Annotated in this window: 16 protein-coding genes and 1 pseudogene; 7 read left to right on the top strand and 10 right to left on the bottom strand. The window is 69.4% G+C overall.

The window, feature by feature from the left end; genetic code table 11:
- The first annotated feature begins 207 nt into the window (after nucleotides 1-207).
- From AC3IYI_RS01995 to AC3IYI_RS01975, 5 genes are all read left to right on the top strand, one after another.
- The gene (locus tag AC3IYI_RS01995) at nucleotides 208-618 is read left to right on the top strand and encodes a hypothetical protein (RefSeq protein WP_489408541.1); all 411 of its coding nucleotides are present in this window, start codon (nucleotides 208-210) and stop codon (nucleotides 616-618) included.
- A gap of 227 nt (nucleotides 619-845) precedes the next feature.
- A complete protein-coding gene (locus AC3IYI_RS01990) occupies nucleotides 846-1,457 on the top strand; it encodes an NAD(P)/FAD-dependent oxidoreductase (RefSeq protein ID WP_489408540.1) in 612 nt (203 codons plus the stop codon).
- Nucleotides 1,458-1,477: 20 nt separating this feature from the next.
- Nucleotides 1,478-1,828, top strand: a complete 351-nt coding sequence (locus AC3IYI_RS01985; RefSeq protein ID WP_489408539.1) for a hypothetical protein — start codon at nucleotides 1,478-1,480, stop codon at nucleotides 1,826-1,828.
- A 169-nt stretch (nucleotides 1,829-1,997) separates the two neighbouring features.
- Nucleotides 1,998-3,608 carry a nuclease/transposase family protein gene (locus AC3IYI_RS01980; protein WP_489408538.1) on the top strand — a complete coding sequence of 537 codons (1,611 nt, stop codon included), beginning with the start codon at nucleotides 1,998-2,000 and terminating at the stop codon, nucleotides 3,606-3,608.
- 96 nt (nucleotides 3,609-3,704) lie between these two features.
- Nucleotides 3,705-3,941: a hypothetical protein gene (locus AC3IYI_RS01975; protein ID WP_489408537.1), complete on the top strand. Its 237-nt coding sequence runs from the start codon at nucleotides 3,705-3,707 to the stop codon at nucleotides 3,939-3,941.
- A 57-nt stretch (nucleotides 3,942-3,998) separates the two neighbouring features.
- Here AC3IYI_RS01975 and thpD read toward each other — a convergent pair whose 3' ends face one another.
- The 6 genes from thpD to AC3IYI_RS01945 form a co-directional block, all read right to left on the bottom strand.
- On the bottom strand, nucleotides 3,999-4,901 hold the full coding sequence (gene thpD / locus AC3IYI_RS01970) for an ectoine hydroxylase (RefSeq protein ID WP_489408536.1): 903 nt from the start codon (nucleotides 4,899-4,901) through the stop codon (nucleotides 3,999-4,001).
- 56 nt (nucleotides 4,902-4,957) lie between these two features.
- Nucleotides 4,958-5,392: an ectoine synthase gene (locus AC3IYI_RS01965; RefSeq protein ID WP_489408535.1), complete on the bottom strand. Its 435-nt coding sequence runs from the start codon at nucleotides 5,390-5,392 to the stop codon at nucleotides 4,958-4,960.
- 38 nt (nucleotides 5,393-5,430) lie between these two features.
- Nucleotides 5,431-6,699 (bottom strand): diaminobutyrate--2-oxoglutarate transaminase, encoded by a 1,269-nt coding sequence (ectB, locus tag AC3IYI_RS01960; protein WP_489408534.1) that lies wholly within the window; start codon nucleotides 6,697-6,699, stop codon nucleotides 5,431-5,433.
- Between the two features lie 136 nt (nucleotides 6,700-6,835).
- Nucleotides 6,836-7,396: a diaminobutyrate acetyltransferase gene (gene ectA / locus AC3IYI_RS01955; RefSeq protein ID WP_489408533.1), complete on the bottom strand. Its 561-nt coding sequence runs from the start codon at nucleotides 7,394-7,396 to the stop codon at nucleotides 6,836-6,838.
- Between the two features lie 240 nt (nucleotides 7,397-7,636).
- Nucleotides 7,637-9,115, bottom strand: a complete 1,479-nt coding sequence (locus AC3IYI_RS01950; protein ID WP_489408532.1) for an ABC transporter substrate-binding protein — start codon at nucleotides 9,113-9,115, stop codon at nucleotides 7,637-7,639.
- A 4-nt stretch (nucleotides 9,116-9,119) separates the two neighbouring features.
- Nucleotides 9,120-11,120 carry a hypothetical protein gene (locus tag AC3IYI_RS01945; RefSeq protein WP_489408531.1) on the bottom strand — a complete coding sequence of 667 codons (2,001 nt, stop codon included), beginning with the start codon at nucleotides 11,118-11,120 and terminating at the stop codon, nucleotides 9,120-9,122.
- A gap of 257 nt (nucleotides 11,121-11,377) precedes the next feature.
- Between AC3IYI_RS01945 and AC3IYI_RS01940 the strand changes: the two genes are divergently transcribed.
- The gene (locus AC3IYI_RS01940) at nucleotides 11,378-12,010 is read left to right on the top strand and encodes a pyridoxamine 5'-phosphate oxidase family protein (RefSeq protein WP_489408530.1); all 633 of its coding nucleotides are present in this window, start codon (nucleotides 11,378-11,380) and stop codon (nucleotides 12,008-12,010) included.
- A 66-nt stretch (nucleotides 12,011-12,076) separates the two neighbouring features.
- Here the strand turns inward: AC3IYI_RS01940 and AC3IYI_RS01935 are convergent, their stop codons facing one another.
- Nucleotides 12,077-12,625: a hypothetical protein gene (locus tag AC3IYI_RS01935; protein WP_489408529.1), complete on the bottom strand. Its 549-nt coding sequence runs from the start codon at nucleotides 12,623-12,625 to the stop codon at nucleotides 12,077-12,079.
- Nucleotides 12,626-12,773: 148 nt separating this feature from the next.
- Here AC3IYI_RS01935 and AC3IYI_RS01930 point away from each other — a divergent pair.
- Nucleotides 12,774-14,023 (top strand): annotated as a pseudogene (locus AC3IYI_RS01930) (IS701 family transposase).
- On the opposite strand, the gene AC3IYI_RS01925 reads toward AC3IYI_RS01930, so the two are convergent.
- The 3 genes from AC3IYI_RS01925 to AC3IYI_RS01915 all read right to left on the bottom strand — a co-directional run bounded on the left by AC3IYI_RS01925 (nucleotide 13,974) and on the right by AC3IYI_RS01915 (nucleotide 16,218).
- On the bottom strand, nucleotides 13,974-14,861 hold the full coding sequence (locus tag AC3IYI_RS01925; protein WP_489408528.1) for an IS3 family transposase: 888 nt from the start codon (nucleotides 14,859-14,861) through the stop codon (nucleotides 13,974-13,976). The pseudogene AC3IYI_RS01930 and the gene AC3IYI_RS01925 sit on opposite strands and share 50 nt — an antisense overlap.
- Entirely contained in the window at nucleotides 14,858-15,157 is a 300-nt protein-coding gene (locus AC3IYI_RS01920) for a transposase (protein ID WP_489408527.1), read from the bottom strand. Before AC3IYI_RS01920 ends, AC3IYI_RS01925 begins: the two co-directional genes overlap by 4 nt.
- A 191-nt stretch (nucleotides 15,158-15,348) precedes the next feature.
- A complete protein-coding gene (locus AC3IYI_RS01915) occupies nucleotides 15,349-16,218 on the bottom strand; it encodes an IS5 family transposase (protein ID WP_489411850.1) in 870 nt (289 codons plus the stop codon).
- Nucleotides 16,219-16,248: the final 30 nt, after the last annotated feature.

Here is a 16,248-nt window from a genome sequence, read left to right as displayed (position 1 = left end):
CGCGAACTCGCCCTGAAAGCAGCCTGGTTACACGCCCGATGAACGGTCCGTCCGGGCGGACCGGCAGGTGAGTGGCCTCGCACCAGGCTTTTAAGAACACCCATTGGGCCGTTCGGAGGGAAGCCCGCGTCGAACTCCGGCCTCCCGTGACCGAACCGCCGGAATCACCTCTCGGTGAGAGGGTCTTGCACACCCCAGGAGGCGAACGTGGTGCTCTCTCGACGCGGTCTTGCGAAGGGAGCCGCCGCAGGCGGCCTCCTGCTCGGCTTCCCAGGACTCACCGTCCAGTACGAGGCCGTGGCGGCGCCGCCCTCCAGACCGCTGGCCGACCCGGTCGCCGGCGCTTGCGCCCGGCTCGCCGGACGCGGCTGGCGTACGCTGCTCCTCACCGCGACCCGGGGCGTACTGGACATCGGAGCCCCGGACCTGGCCGCCGAGCCGGCGAATCCGGTCCCCGGCCTGGACCGCTCGGTGCCCGGCTTCGAGGACTTCTCCCCGCCCCTGCCCGCCCGCGGCGTCGAGCCGGGGATCCCCGCCCGGAGCCTGCTCTACCACGCGTTCACCTCCCCCCACGTGACCACGGACGGCCGGGGGCCGGACCCGCGGCGGGTTCCCTAGCCTCGCCGAGATCGAAGCCGTCGAGAGCTACCCGAAGAGCCCGTTCGACTTCCATACGGAGAAGTTCCCCTTCACGATCCAGGACGAGAAGATCGCGGCCCTGCTGTCGCCGCAGTTCTGCAGCGTCGCGGCGGGCTGCGGACCGTACTGGCCGAACGCGCGGACGGGGCACAGGTGCGGATGTCCTGTCGCGTGCTGGAGCCCCTGGTCGAGGGCGGTGTCGTGTCGTGACAGGCGCCCGCATCCGGGGCCCGGGGCCGGGCACGGCGACGATCCGCGCGCGGACCGTCATCGACGCGACCGGCCGCGCCCGCTGGGCCGGCCGCACCCTGGGGCCCGCCGACGCCGGCCGGCCGCGGTACGGCTACGCGGCGGGCGGCTGCCCGGTCCGTGACGCGACGCCCGCGATCGTCGCGGACCACACCGGCTGGACCTGGACGGCCCGGGTGGGGGCCGCCCGGTACCAGTGGATGCGTGTGGACCTGGTGCCGGAGCAGAGGCGGCGCACCTGGCTGCCCGACGCGTTCGCGGGCCTGACCGCAGAAGGCCCGGCGCGGGCCGCCGACGTGACCTGGCGGCTGTGCGGGGTCCCCGCGGGGCCGGGCTGGTTCGTGGTCGGCGACGCCGGCGCGCAGCTGGACCCGGCCTCGTCCCACGGCGTGCCGAGAGCCCTGCTGTCCGGCTGGACGGCGGGCAGCCTCACGGCGGCCGTGGCGGACGGGGCAAACCCCCACCAGGCCGCGGACACGTACCGGCAGTGGTTGCACGAGGGCGCGGAGCGCGACATCCACCACCTGGCCGGCACGTACGCGAGAATGGGAGCGCAGGGCTTCGGCTGACCGGGTTAGGGTGCGACCTCATGAGTGACCACCACAGCCGGACTGGATCAGCCGACACGGCCGACGTCCCGCTCCGCATACGTGTGACCGGCCTCCTGCTGGCGGCTTCGGTGTTTCTGCTGGGCGGCTGTACGGCCGGTGACGGTCCGTCGGACAAGGCGGCGGCGACCCCTGAGCCGTCGCCGTCCGTGTCCGCCACGCCCACGCCCACGCCCACGCCGACGGAGTCGTTCAGCTCTGCGGCGTTTCCCGGTCCCGGCGCCGACGTGATCATGAGCAAGATCGCCGGGCGGTGGGGCATGGAGGTGCAGCGGACGGGCCGCTACGGGCAGGGGCCGTTGGAGGCGAAGCGGATCCTCCCGGAGGGGTAGGGAGCTGCTGGTTCTTTGGTCCACTCTTGTGAGTGATGGTCCATTTGGGTGAGTGCCGTTACGGTCGACTGCATGGATCTCAAGGAGTCGGCGAAGGCGTGGGATGCATGTCCCCCGAGCCCCTGTCGCTGGTTCCGCGAGGGCTGGGCGCTGGAGGCGGTGGCCGGCGATGGTTGAGCCGGCCAAGAAGTTGCGCGCCATCGTCCCTTCGTTTGTGGCGCTCGGTCCGTCCGGTGTTGCAATACTCGCCCGCCTGAAGTGTCTGAGTGCCGGGGACGAGGAAGTCCTGCGGCTGGTCGGCGCGCATCAGGGTGCTCTGGCTTCCGGTGACCTCAAGCAGCGTTGCGTCGACGGCCTGGACCATTGCGCCGACACGTGGGCGGCCCGTAAGCGGGGGCTGACGAAGGAATCCTCGTCGCGGATCGCGGGGGCGATCACCAAGGCCAGCCACGATCAGTGGGCCCTTGCCCGGCGTTGCCAGGCCGCGCACATCCAGAGCCTGGACGCCGGCATCAAAACACTGAAGCACCGCCTGTCCCTGCCCATCAGGGAGACGGGCAGCAAGCGGGCTGCGGGAGGCTACCGCTCCAGGAGCGAATGGTTTCGAAAGTCCCGGCGCCTCGCGGCTCTGGAAGAGCGGCATGCGGCTGCTGTGGCCGATTGGCAGGCCGGGCGGGTCCGGGTGGTGCGGGGTGGGAAGCGGCTGGCGAACACCCGGCACCACCTGGCCGAAGCCCAACTCACGGAGGAGCAGTGGCGGGCCCGCTGGGAAGCCGCACGCTGGTTTCTCGCCGCTGATGGCGAGTCCGGGAAAGGGTTCGGGAACGAGACGATCCGCGTCACCCCCGACGGCGAGATCAGCATCAAGCTCCCGGCCCCGCTCACCTACCTGGCCAACGCCAAGCACGGCCGGTACGTCCTGGCCTGCCGGATCGCGTTCGCGCACCGGGGCGTGGAATGGGCTGAGCGCATCGAAGCGAACCGGGCCGTCGCCTACCGCATCCACCTCGATGCCGCACGCGGCCGCTGGTACCTGACCGCCTCCTGGCAACGCCCCGTCATCCAGACGCTCCCACTCGCCACCGCCCGCGCGAACGGCATGATCGGTGTCGATACCAACGCCGACCACTTCGCCGCCTACCTACTCGACCGGCACGGCAATCCGATCGGTGATCCGCGCCGCTTCTCCTACGACCTGTCCGGCAATGCTGATCACCGCGACGCGCAGATCCGCCACGCCATCACCCGGCTGCTGCACTGGGCGAAGAGTGTCGGGGTCAAGGCCATCGCGATCGAAGACCTCGACTTCACCACCGAGAAGACCCGGGAGAAGCACGGCCGCAGGAAGCGATTTCGGCAGCTCATCTCCGGCATCCCGACCGGCAAGCTCAAAGCGCGCCTCGTATCGATGGCCGCCGAGCACGGCCTCGCCATCGTCGCGGTCGATCCCGCGTACACCTCCCAGTGGGGAGGCCGGCACTGGCAAAAGCCACTGGTCACCCCGCGCCGAAAGATGTCCCGTCACGATGCCGCCGGCATCGCGATCGGGCGACGCGCCCTCGGACACCCGATCCGGCGACGGACGGCACCGCCCCCACACGACCAGAGTGATCGTGTGGGGCATCGGACCGCCCAGGCCGCACCAGGCACCCGTGGACGTGAGGGAAACCGCCCACCCGAAACGGACCACGCCCCCAGAGACGTGCCGCCGAGCGGGAAGAGAAAGCGGGGACCCAGTGCATCCAAAACCGTTCGGGATGCGCCCAGTAAGCGTGAGTAGGTCCAAGACTCACTCCTGCACACTGGCTAGGAACGGTTCACGCTCAAGGTGCGGGCGAACAGCGATGCCGACGGCCGAGCGCATCGCGTCGAGTGCATGGCTCTGAACTCGACGTCGGAGAAGGTCGCGACCACCCTGGCGGAGTGCGCGGACATCGTGCTGGACGGAAAGGCGACCACTCGGCAGAAGGAGTGGATCGCCGCGCAACTCGCCATCGCCGACGCGCCGGACGGCCCGAAGGAGTCCATCGACACCCTCACCGACAACGGCTTCGCGATGCGGCTCGTCGCGCGGATCACCGGGAACATTCTGACCATCACCCCCGCTGCGTAGCCGCCGGCGGCCCGGCCTCCCCGGCCCGGCACTGCCGGGCCGGGGAGGACGTACGCGTCAGCGCAGCGGGGTGAAGTCCCGCGAGGCGACGTATCCGGGGCGGCGCACCGGGGCGGCGAAGGGCTTCGACGGGCGGTTCTCGACGCTGTTGAAGACGAGGAACACGTTGCTGCGCGGGTAGGGCGTGATGTTGTCACCCGAGCCGTGCATCGCGTTGCAGTCGAACCAGGTGGCCGAGCCCGCCTTGCCGGTGAACAGCTTGATGCCGCAGGCCGAGGCGAACTTGGTCAGTGCCTCGTCCGACGGGGTGCCCGCGTCCTGCATCTGGAGGGACTTCTTGTAGTTGTCCTTCGGCGTTGCACCGGCACAGCCCAGGAAGCTCCGGTGGGAGCCGGGCATGATCATCAGGCCGCCGTTGGTGGTGTGGTTCGGCGTCAGGGCGATGGACACCGACACGGTGCGCATGTGCGGCAGGCCGTCCTCGGCGTGCCAGGTCTCGAAGTCGGAGTGCCAGTAGAAGCCACTGGCCCCGAAACCGGGCTTGACGTTGATGCGGGACTGGTGCACGTACACCTCGGAGCCCAGGATCTGCCGCGCGCGCCCCACGACGCGCGGATCGGCGGCGAGGGCCGCGAACACCTCGCTGATCCGGTGGACTTCGAAGACGGAGCGCACTTCCCGGGACTTCGGCTCCACGACGGACCGCTCGTCGGCCAGCGTCGAGGGGTCGCGGAGCAGCCGGTCCATCTCGGCCCGGTAGACGTCCGTCTCGTCGGGGGTGATGAGTTCCTCGACGGACAGGAAACCGTCGCGCTCGTAGCTCTCCAACTCGTGGGCCCATATCGGGCCGGGCGTGCCGGGCTCGGACCAGACGACGGGGTCCGCGCGGCCGGTGAGCACCTCCTCGGAGCCCCGGGTCGGATACAGGTCGGTCACCGTGCGTGTGGATACGGAGGTCATGGTGGTGCCTGCCTCTCCTCTCTGGATCTTCTCTGGTCCGTGCGTTCTTGCGTACGTCAGCCGCGGTCGTGGTCGTGGCCGCGGCCGGGTTCGGGTTCGGGTTCGGTGAGCAGTGGGTACACGCCGTTCTCGTCGTGGTCCTCCCGGCCCGTCACGGGCGGGTTGAAGACGCACAGGCAGTGGAACTCGTGCTTCACGCGCAGGGTGTGCCGCTCGTGGCCGTCGAGGAGGTACATGGTTCCCGGCGTGATCGTGTACGTCAGACCTGTCTCCTCGTCCGTGAGCTCGGCCTCTCCCTGCGTGCAGACCACGGCCTCCACGTGGTTCGCGTACCACATGGACGTCTCGGTGCCGGCGTACAGGACGGTCTCGTGCAGGGAGAAGCCGACGCGTTCCTCGGCCAGGACGATGCGCTTGCTCTCCCAGGTGCCGGATGCCGCCCTGACGTGGCGGTCGGTTCCCTCGATGTCCCGGAACGAGCGGACGATCATGGTGGTGCTGCCCTTCGTGGTGTGTGGCGGGGTGCCGGTCAGGCGGTTTCGCGGACGGAGCGGGCGAGGATGTCGAGGCCCTCGTCGAGCTCGTCGCCGGTGATGGTGAGCGGCGGGAGCAGCTTCACCACCTCGCCCTCGGGGCCCGAGGTCTCGAGAAGGAGACCGTGCTCGAAAGCCCTGCGGCACACCGCTGCCGCGCGCTCCTTGTGGGTGAACTCGACGCCCCAGACGAGCCCGCGGCCCCGGTACGTCGCGCCCAGCCGGGCGTGTTCGCCACAGAGCTCGCGCAGTGCGCTCTCAACGTGCCCGCCGTGGACGAGGGTCCGCTCGCGCAGGACGCCGTCGCCCCAGTAGGTCTCCAGGGCGGCCGTCGCGGTGACGAAGGCCGGATTGTTGCCGCGGAAGGTGCCGTTGTGCTCGCCCGGCTCCCACAGGTCCAACTCGGGCTTGAACAGGCACAGGGACATGGGGAGTCCGTAGCCGCTGATGGACTTCGACAGCGTGACGATGTCGGGCGTGATGCCCGCCTCCTCGAAGGAGAAGAAGTCGCCGGTCCGGCCGCAGCCCATCTGGATGTCGTCGACGATCAGCAGCATGTCGCGGCGCCGGCACAGGTCCGCGAGGGCGCGGAGCCATTCGGCGCGCGCCACGTTGATCCCGCCTTCGCCCTGGATCGTCTCGACGATGACCGCCGCCGGATGGTTGAGGCCCGAGCCCTGGTCCTCCAGCAGGCGCTCGAACCAGAGGAAGTCGGGGACCCTGCCTCCGAGGTAGTTGTCGAAGGGCATCGGGGTGCCGTGGACCAGGGGGATGCCGGCGCCGGCCCGCTTGAAGGCGTTGCCCGTGACGGCGAGGGAGCCGAGTGACATGCCGTGGAAGGCGTTGGTGAAGGACACGACCGACTCGCGCCCCTTGGCCTTCCGCGCGAGCTTGAGCGCCGCCTCGACGGCGTTGGTCCCTGTGGGCCCCGGGAACATCACTTTGTAGTTCAGCGCGCGGGGTTCCAGGACGTGGGACCGGAAGGTCTCGAGGAAGGCCCTCTTCGCGGTCGTCGACATGTCGAGCCCGTGCGTGATGCCGTCCCGCTCCAGGTAGTCGAGCAGGGCCCGCTTCAGGACGGGGTGGTTGTGGCCGTAGTTCAGAGAACCGGCGCCCGCGAAGAAGTCCAGGTAGCCGGAGCCGTGTTCGTCGTACAGCCGGCTTCCCGTGGCGCGCTCGAAGACGACGGGCCAGGCGCGGCAGTAGCTGCGCACCTCGGACTCCAGGGTCTCGAAGACGGACGGGGCCGGCTCGGTCATGGTCAAGGCAACTCTCCAATGAGCGTGTGGTGTTCGGAACCGGCCGTTCGAAACCGGGTGTTCGGTACGGGGTGCGCGGACCGGGGTGTCCGGTACGGGGTGCGCGGACCGGGGTGTCCGGTACGGGGTGCGCGGACCGTGATCAGATGTGGAGCGGCCCGATGCGGTGCAGGACTTCCGGGGCGTACCCGCGGTCCGGGAACTCCTCTGCGGCGAACAGCACTTCGCGCGTGAGCGTGGCGCCGTGCCGTGCGGCGTACGAGGCGAACAGCCGCTCCGACGCGAGGTTTCCGGGGGAGATGGTGGTCTCCAGGGAGTTCAGTCCGTGTTCCGCCGCCACCCGGGCGGAGAGGCCGTCGAGCAGGGCCCCGGCGATGCCCAGGCCGCGGACGGATTCGTCGACGGCGATCTGCCAGACGAGCAGAGTTTTGGGGCTGTCGGGCCGCAGGTATCCGCTGACGAATCCGACGGCACGCCCGGACGAGTCGCGGGCGACCGCGGATGTGCCGGCGAAGTCACGGCACCAGAGGAGATAGCTGTACGCCGAGTTGAGGTCCAGCGTCCCGGAATCGCGAGCGAGGCGCCACAGGAGGCGGCCGTCACCGGGGCGGGGGCGGTCGATGTGCGTGGTCGAGGTGGTCGAGGTCGTCGGAGTGCGCGGCAGGGTCTTCCGGTAATGGGCCAGTTCTGCATGAGCGGTCATGCGGGCCGAAGCTACCCAGGCTTGGAGCGGATTGCACGGCCCCGAGGGGTTACGGGGCGGGTGCTGTTCGTGATAAGTGGAGACGCCTTCCCGGGAGCGCGAAAGCGCCGGCGTTGCGGTGGATGTTTCATGAGAAATGCCGACATCTCCACCCCACCCTCGAGTTTATAACGAGCGGATAACGTCTTTGTTCTGTCTCATGTTTTCCGCTGGGGAGTGTGATGCCACCGTCTCGGTGCGTCACGGTCCCTGTGGGGGTTTGCCCTCCGCCGCGGAGACTTCTACGAGCTCCACCTGACCCTTGGTGTTGAGGCGGAGGATCGGGACGGCCTTGTTGCGCGGGTTCCCGTTGTTCTGGAAGGAGATGAATCCGCTGGCCCCGGCCACCTGCTGCGTGCCGTCCATCTGGTGGAACATCCGGGCCACTGCGTCGCCGACCACCTGGCCCTGCCAGTGGGCTGCCATCTGGATGCCGTGGGCCGCGGCGAGGACCGCGTCGTGGCCCATCAGGGCCCCGCCGTCCTCGCGGGGGTCGTGCGGGAACCACTGGTCCAGCAGGCCGCCGGGCTGGAAGTTCTTCGCGGAGGGCGCGGACACCGCCTGGGGCGCCGCGCGGTACATGTCGGGGTGGGCGAGGCCCGTGTAGAGGACCTCGATGCCCGTCTCGGCGGCGCGGGCGAGCTGCTCGGGGCTCAGGTTGGTCGTGTCGTCCCCGGTGAACACGGTGAACTTCTGCTCGGTGCAACTGCGGTTGGCGAGTGCGTCGAGGAAGCGGGTGAGGTGCAGGCCGCGGCCCGCGAAGTAGACGATCTGCGGGCGCTGCTGGCACAACTGTCCCGGCATGTAGTGCAGTTCGTTCTGCCAGGCGCTGCTGACGGAGGAGTCGTAGGTCATGCTCTCGGAGACGAGCTTGTGTGCGCCGCCGTCCTGGAACGCCTTGGTGAAGGCGTCGCCGAGGGTGGCGGAGTAGAGGTCCTTCTCCGCCACGTCCTGGATGACCACGCCGGTGGTGACGCCGCGCCGTTTGAGGTAGCCGGCGCCCGCGTACGCCTGGTTCTCGTTCGTGGGGGCGATCCGGACGAAGCCGTTGATGTCCTTGATGTCCGAGGCGGTCATGGTGGCGCCGACCATGGCGATGCCGTTCTCGGAGAAGCGCTTTATGGCGGCGAGGTTCTCGTCGGTGCTGGGGCCGAGGCCGGCCACCGCGACGAGCCGGTCAGGGGAGTCCTTGCGGGCGATCAGTTCGTCGACGGTGTGCTTCCACTGCGTCGACTTGCTGCCCGGGTTGGCTATCAGCAGCCGGATCTTCGGAGTGGCGGCCAAGTCGCCCTGGTTGTGCCGGTACTGGGCCAGGTACGCGCCCTGGAGTTCGTGGCGGACGCCCTCGGCGGAGTTGCTGTCCTGGGCGGTGCTGGTGAACGAGGTGAAGTAGGCGACGCTGACGTACGGCTCCTTGGCAGCGTTGGCGAGGACCCGACGGTTCTCCTCCTCGATCTTCGCGCTGACGGCGTCGAGGTGCGGAGCGAAGACGTAGGAGCCGTCGCTCACTCCGACGCACTCGTCGTCCGGTCCCTGTTCGACGACGCCGTCGGCGCACCTGGCCTGGCGCTCCTGGAGCCAGCCCACACCCAGCCAGAGCGCCGCGGCGAGAGTGATGGCCGCCGCGGTGGCCAGCGCGATGCGCCGTACGACGTGCAGGGGCCATTCGAGTCTGGGCACGCGCTCAGCCCTCCCAGCCGGCGGTCTGGGGATCGCGCCAAAGCCGGTACCGTTCGGCCTCGTTGAACAGGGCCACGATGTCGTTCCTCCGCAGTTGGGACAGCTGGGTGTAGCCGTCGGCGATCAGGTTCCCCAGCCGCATGGCGGGGTCGGCCAGCGGATCGCTCCACACCCAGCGGGTGGTCACCAGGGTGTGGATCACGGACTCGGTGTCCATCACCCGCCCGGGCCGGCGCGGGACGAGCCCGGAGAGGAGCTCCAGCGGCCCGCTGCCGGAGGGGAGCCGGTTCGGAGCGGTGGTGATCGCGTCGAACTCGGAGATCCACTGCGCGGCCGGTACGGCGGTGAAGCGCCGGGTCAGATGGGTGGTGACCTCCTCGCTCCGCCCGCGGGCGAGCTGGTGGTACATCTCCTGCACCGGCTTGCCCTCGCCGCGGTAGTACTCCGCAAGGAGTTCGTGCGCGGCGTCCCACCCGTCGGGCCGCGCGGCCAGCCGCCACAAGAGCAGCCGGCGCAGCCACGGGTGGAGTACGGGTACCACGGCGACGGGTCCGGTCAGCAGCCAGCGGGCCCGGATCTCGCCGAACAGGGAGTCGTCGGGGCTGAGCAGCCGCGTGGCCACGGAGAAGTCCCGGGCGGCTGCGCATTCGGCCAGGGCCGCGCGCTGGGTCCCGTCGAAGTCGCGCAGGAGATGGCCGAGGGCGGTGTCGGCGAGGGTGGCGGAGTCCTCCCCGGTGCGCAGCGGCCGGTCGGGCAGGGTGCGCAGCCAATGGTCCTGCTGGGGGCCGGAGTCCGGGAGCGACCCGGCCTGGCGCAGTACGTCGAGCACCTGGTGGACGGCGCGCGGCAGGCCGCCGGTGAGCCGGTGCACGAAGGGGGTGAGGCGGGTCAGCGGGGCCAGGTCGCTGTTCCCGCCGAGCTGGAGCTCGATCCGGATCCGCACCTCGTCCAGATTGAGGTCGCGCAGGCGCAGCGGGTACCACCAGCTGTCCTCGCTGTCGCGGGGCGGCCGGTGGGCGTGCCAGTCGGCCAGGGAGGCCCGGTCGGGGCCGCGCAGCTGCCAGGGCCAGGAGTCCCCGGTCGCCGGACCCCAGCGGGGCAGCCAGCGGTTGGAGCTGGCGACCACGGTCAGCGGATCGCTGGCGTGCCCGGCCACGACGGTCTGGTCGTGCCGTGAGCGCAGTAACAGGTCGAGGAAGTGGCGGCCGTACTCGGTGTGGGAGTTGTCCAGGAGCAGGAGGTAGGAGCGGGGCATGAAATTGCGGGCGGTGTTGCGCCTGAGATCCTCGAGGAAGGCCGAGAAGAGGACGAGGTCGAGGCGCTCCTGCTCGTTCTCGTCGCCCTCGTGACGCCACAGATTGAGCTCCACGAGGGCTTCCATGGGGTCCGCGCTGCGGGTCATGGAGTGGCGTCCGTACCAGTGGGCCCCGGCCGTGAGCCGGCTGCCCAGCCGGCCGCCGAGCAGGCCGGGCACGGTGCGGCGGCCGCGTCGCAGGGCGTCCTGGAAGAGGGCGAGTGCGGCGCTGGATGCGCCCTCGGGCATGCCGACCGCTCCCATGCCCACTTCGAAGAAGGCCGCCAGATAGTCGCCGTGGCGGGCCTCGTTCTCCTCCTGGAACCGGTCCAGCTGGCGCTGCACCGCGCGCCGGCCCTCCGAGAGGTTGCGCATGCGCAGTTCCTGGTCGGAGGCGAGCAGGCCGAGGCTGAGCAGCGGGAAGTGGGAGCGGCCGTAGCGGGGCAGTTTGCGTTCGAGCTGGCGGGCCAGGAGCCCGAGGGCGTAGCGCGGCAGCAGGGACTGGGCCCCGCCGAAGTTGACGAAGGCGAAGGGGTAGTCGGGCCCGAAGCGCTCCATGAGCGCGCTGTGCGCCTCGCTGGCTCCACTGCCGGCCGGGCCGAGGAGCATGGTCAGGGGCCGCTCGGCAGCGCGGTCCTCCTTCAAGCAGGCGTCGACCAGCGACAGGATGCCGCTCCGGCCGCGCAGGCCCATGCCCGTACCCGGCTCCATGACGTGTGATCCCCCCCCAGGACAGCGCTTCGAGGAGTAGAGCCTGCCATCCGGAAGCGAAGTCAGACAGGGGTTTCCGCTCCTTGATTCCATTCCGGGCGGACGGACCGGACATCCGGGCCGGTGGCGGGACCGGGCATCCGAGGCGGTGGCGGGACCGGGCTTCGACGGCGGTGGGCTGAATGTGTGTCATGGACGCCCGTGGCATAGTCGCGGTAGGGCGGTGCACCGGCCGCCCGCGAAGACGGGGGCGGGCAGTGGACACAGAGGCGTACGAGGAGATCGGCACCGAGGGGGAGCTGCGCGAGCTGCTCGGCGAACCCACCGCCGTGGCCCGCGACAAGGAACGGCAGACCCTCCATGACCACCACAGGCAGTGGCTCGCCCGGTCCCCGCTCTGCCTGATCTCGACCTCCGCCGCCGACGGCACGTGCGACGTTTCACCCAAGGGCGACCCGCCCGGTTTCGCCAAGGTCCTCGACGACACCACCCTCGTGATCCCGGACCGCCCCGGGAACCGCCGTGCGGACGGCTACCACAACGTCCTGACCAACCCCCACGTCGGTCTGCTCTTCCTGATCCCGGGCCGCGGCGATTCCCTGCGCGTCAACGGCCGGGCCCGGCTGCTCCGCGAGGCGCCCTTCTTCGACGACCTCACCGTCAAGGGGCACCGCCCCACGCTCGCCCTCCTCGTGGAGGTCGAACAGGTCTACTTCCACTGCTCCCGGGCCTTCGTGCGCTCCGCCCTGTGGAAGCCGGAGACCTGGAACCCCGAGGCAGCCCCGTCCAGGGCCAGGATCTCGAAGAGCCTGGAGCGTACGCACGAGTCCCTGGAGGAGCTGGAGCGGTACTACGGGCCCTCGTACGAGGAGAGGAACATGTACGTCTGAGGGCGCCGGGCCTTCGGCGGTGCGGCCTAGTACTCCAGCTGTAGATCACTCTTGGGCTGTTGGTGCCTATGCCTTCCGTGGCTTGCGCTGCTTCCCCCAGCTGCCTTGCGGCCGGTTCCGGTCCTGGGCCAGCATCGCCGCGTCGAACTGGGCTTTGCTGGTCACTGCTCGTGGTTCAGGTACGAGCGTGGTCGCCGTCGATCGCCACGGGACGGTCGAGGCCCAACCGACCAGGGGCATGGTCTCGTCGTAGTGCGGAGCGAACTGCGCGACGGCGATGGTGGGCATCCGGTAGTTGAGGTTGCGGACGTGTTCGAGGAACGTCTGGGGCAGCGAGACGTGGTGGGTTTCCAGGTAGTTCGGGAAGTCCTTGCGCCACAACCAGGTGCCGTCGGTCACCAATGACGAGCATCCCAGAGAGTGTCGGTGGGGGCTGCCGGTGATGACGTCGTGGCCCCCTTCCATGACGTCGATCAGGAAGTGGCCGGCGTCCAGGTAGGCCACCAGGTCCGGCTCGTCCGGCTCGCCGACGGACCGGACGGCGTCACGGATCGATCCGTTCGGCTGGCCGGAGCGGATGTCGAGTTCGTCGTAGAAGCCCAGCAATCCCAGCACTGCGTCTCCTTCGACGAGCCGTTCCGTCCCGCTGGCACTGACAGGTGCGGCCACCGTTGATCATCGGTGTGTGAAGACAAACGATCAGGCGGTGGCCGCATGTCACAGCGTAGACGCTGCCCGCTGGCAGGAAGCGTTCGAGGGTCTGATGGACCGCATCGCGGGCAGGTTCTCTCGGGTCGAACCCCGACGTCGAATACGCCACCTGGTCCTGGGACTGCTCGCGGATCTGCCGCGGAAGAACTGCTGGACCATCGCCGAATGGGCCGGCGAGGCCACTCCCGACGCCATGCAGCACCTGCTCAGCCGCGCCAAGTGGGACGCCGACGCCGTCCGTGACGACCTGCGCGACTACGTGGTCGAGCACCTGCGCGACGACCAGGCGGTGCTCGTGGTCGACGAGACCGGCGATGTGAAGAAGGGCAGCCACACCGTCGGCGTCCAGCGCCAATACACCGGTACCGCGGGGAGAATCGAGAACGCCCAAGTCGCCGTCTACCTCGCCTACGCAGGTCAGCGAGGACATGCCGCACTGGACCGCGAGCTCTACATCCCACGCTCGTGGACCGACCAGCCCGACCGCTGCCGGGCCGCTGGACTCGACCCGGACACCACGTTCGCCACCAAGCCCGAACTTGCCACCCGCATGATCACTCGCTTCCTGGACTCCGGCCACCACGCCCCCTGGGTGGCCGGCGACGAGGTTTACGGCGGCAACCCCATACTGCGCGCCGCCCTGGAGGATCGGGCCGCCGGATACGTGCTCGCAGTGGCCCGCACCCACGAGGTCACCACCGGGGCGGGGAAGTTCCGCGCCGACACCTTGGCCAAGAAGCTCCCCAAGCGGGCCTGGCAGAAGCTGTCCGCTGGAGCCGGAGCCAAGGGACACCGCTTCTACGACTGGGCCCACATCGACCTGCCCAGCACTGCGTCAGGCCACCGCCACCTGCTGATCCGCCGCAACCACACCACCGGCGAACTCGCCTACTACCGCTGCTTCTCACCCGAGCCGGTACCCCTGACACCCTTGTGCGGGTCGCGGGATCCAGGTGGCGAGTCGAGGAGACGTTCCAGTCCGGAAAAGGTCTGGCCGGACTGGACGAACACCAGCTCCGCCGCTACACGTCCTGGTCCCGCTGGGTCACCCTCGCCATGCTCGCCCACGCCTTCCTGGCCGTCGTCCGCGCCGACGAGCACCGTCTCCGCCCAGGCCCCGACGGCCTGATCCCGCTAACCTGCAACGAAATCCAGCGACTCTTCATTGCCCTGGTCGGCCGACCTGTTCACGCGGCCGACCACTGGCTCCGCTGGTCCCTGAAGTTTCCCCGTGATCCTGGACACTCGATGTTTACGCTGCGAGGGCGTGCTGGTGTCGCTGCCTGGTCTCGGCCGGGGTGAGGTAGCCGAGGGTCTTGTGTTTGCGCAGGCGGCGGCGGTTGTAGAAGGTTTCGATGAAGTTGAAGACGTCGGCGCGGGCTCTGGCCCGGTCGGGCCAGATGCGGGTGCCGATCTCTTCTTTGAGGAGGGCCCAGAAGCTTTCCGCGGCGGCGTTATCGAAGCAGGATCCGGTGCGTCCGCAGCTCTGCCGCAGGTTCAACTCCGCTATCTCACTGCGGAATTCGGCTGATGTGTATTCGCTGCCGCGGTCGCTGTGTATGACGCATCCGGGGCGGAGTTCAGCCCGCCCCTGGGCCATCTTCAGGGCGTCGGTGACGAGGGAGGCCCGGTGGTGGTCGGCCATGGCGTAGCCGACGATCTCGCGGGTGGCCAGGTCCAGCCAGCAGGCGAGGTAGAGCCAGCCCTCGGCGGTGGGCAGGCAGGTGATGTCCCCGACCAGCTTGGTACCAGGGGTCTCGGCGTGGAAGTCGCGGCCGATCAGGTCCGGGGCCGGCCGGGCCTTCTTGTCCGCTCGGGTCAGTGAACGCCGCTTGCGGCGGGTGACACCCTGGATGCCGGCCTGGCGCATGATCCGGGCGACACGCTTGCGGTTCACCCGCCGGCCCCCACGCCGCAGCTCGGCGTGGATCCGCGGCACCCCGTAAGTCTTGCGGGAGGCGATGTGCAGGACGGTGATCTCGTGGGCGAGAGCGTCGTCGGCTGCCCGGCGGGCCTGGCGGCCGGCTTCGCCCTCGCACCAGGCGTAGTAAGAGGAGCGGGCGATCTTCACCGTCCGGCACAGCAGGGTCACCGGATAGCAGGCCTTCTCCGTGTGGATGAACCGGTACAGCACGCTCACCGGTCGCTCTCCTTCACGAAGAAGGCCGTCGCTTTTTTCAGGATCTCGATCGTCTGCTGCTGCTCACGGTTCTGCCTGCGCAGGCGCTTGAGTTCCTCGCGTTCGGCGCTGGTCAGCCCGCCCGGGGCGCCCTCGCCACGGTCGGCCTGATCGCGGCGGACCCAGTTGCGCAGACTCTCCGGGCTGACCCCGAGCTCCCGGGCGACCTCGGTCACCGTCCTGCCGGAAGACCGGACGAGCGCGATCGCGTCCCGCCGGTACTCCGCCGAGTACCGCTTCGTGTACTTACTTCCCACCTGGCACTACTTCCTCTGGAACCACACGTCCCAGTCTCCAGGTGTCCAAGACCAAGGGGAAGCTTCACCCACTGGCGGCGTCGCCATCAAGCCCGTTCCCGGGCCAGCCACTACAGCCGCCAAGCCGCGAGCAAAGCATGATCGTTATCTACAGCTGGAGTACTAGGCCGTGTTTTAGAAGTTGCTGATGGTCACAGCCATTCGTTGATCGCGGCTATGAGGATGGTCGCCTCGAAGCGGACCGCGAGCTTGTCGAACCGGGTGGCCACCGCCCGGTTCCGTTTCAGCCGGTTGATGCCGCACTCGACGGCGTGCCGGGCCTTGTAGTCCTCGCGGTCGAAGGCCGGAGGCCGCCCGCCCGCCGTTCCCCGACGTTTGCGGTGGCCGGACTGATCGGCAGGTTCCGGGATCGTGCAGAGAATCCCGCGCCGACGCAGATACTCACGGTTCGCGCGCGATGAATACGCCTTGTCGCCCCGCACCCGCGACGGACGAACCCGCGGTCGGCCCAGCCCGAGACGGGGAACCCGGATGGCTTCCAGCACTGCTGTGAACTGCGGGCTGTCTCCCCGCTGACCTGCTGTGACCAGCAGCGATAACGGCTTCTGCCCTTGCGCGCAGGCCAGGTGAATCTTCGTGGTCCAGCCACCGCGGGACCGGCCCAGGCCGTGGTCGTCGGGTTCGGCCCGATTGCCACCCGGCGGTTCCTTCTGGGCTCGGCTGTCCCGCCGGGCACCGGCAGCGTGCTGATGGGCCCGGCAGATCGTGGAGTCGACGTTCACGTCCCAAGTGATCAAACCGACGGCATCCGCCCGGGCCTGCAGCCCGGTCAGGACCGCCGACCAGACACCATCGCGCTGCCAGCGCCGGAAGAGCCCGTAGACCGTCTGCCACGGACCGTACTCGGGTGGCAGATCCCGCCACGGAGCACCAGTCCGCACCCACCAACGGATCCCGTCGATCAACCGCCGCCGACCGAGCGACGGCCTGCCCACCACCGTGACCGGCAACAACGGCCCCAGCACCACCCATTGGTCATCTGAAAGATCCCCTCGTCCCACACCGAGATCATCACGGCACGAGGCGAGACG

The sequence above is a fragment of the Streptomyces sp. GL_148 genome (genome assembly GCF_057834205.1).
Note: the sequence above shows the minus strand (reverse complement) of the source record. Positions and strands in the feature narration are given on the sequence as shown.

Excerpts from the sequence above, each read along its gene's own strand:
- AC3IYI_RS01975 (WP_489408537.1), top strand. The coding sequence starts at position 3,705 with ATGGCTCTGAACTCGACGTCGGAGAAGGTCGCGACCACCCTGGCGGAG.
- thpD (WP_489408536.1), bottom strand. The coding sequence starts at position 4,901 with ATGACCTCCGTATCCACACGCACGGTGACCGACCTGTATCCGACCCGG.
- ectA (WP_489408533.1), bottom strand. The coding sequence starts at position 7,396 with ATGACCGCTCATGCAGAACTGGCCCATTACCGGAAGACCCTGCCGCGC.
- AC3IYI_RS01965 (WP_489408535.1), bottom strand. The coding sequence starts at position 5,392 with ATGATCGTCCGCTCGTTCCGGGACATCGAGGGAACCGACCGCCACGTC.
- AC3IYI_RS01980 (WP_489408538.1), top strand. The coding sequence starts at position 1,998 with ATGGTTGAGCCGGCCAAGAAGTTGCGCGCCATCGTCCCTTCGTTTGTG.
- AC3IYI_RS01985 (WP_489408539.1), top strand. The coding sequence starts at position 1,478 with ATGAGTGACCACCACAGCCGGACTGGATCAGCCGACACGGCCGACGTC.
- AC3IYI_RS01945 (WP_489408531.1), bottom strand. The coding sequence starts at position 11,120 with ATGGAGCCGGGTACGGGCATGGGCCTGCGCGGCCGGAGCGGCATCCTG.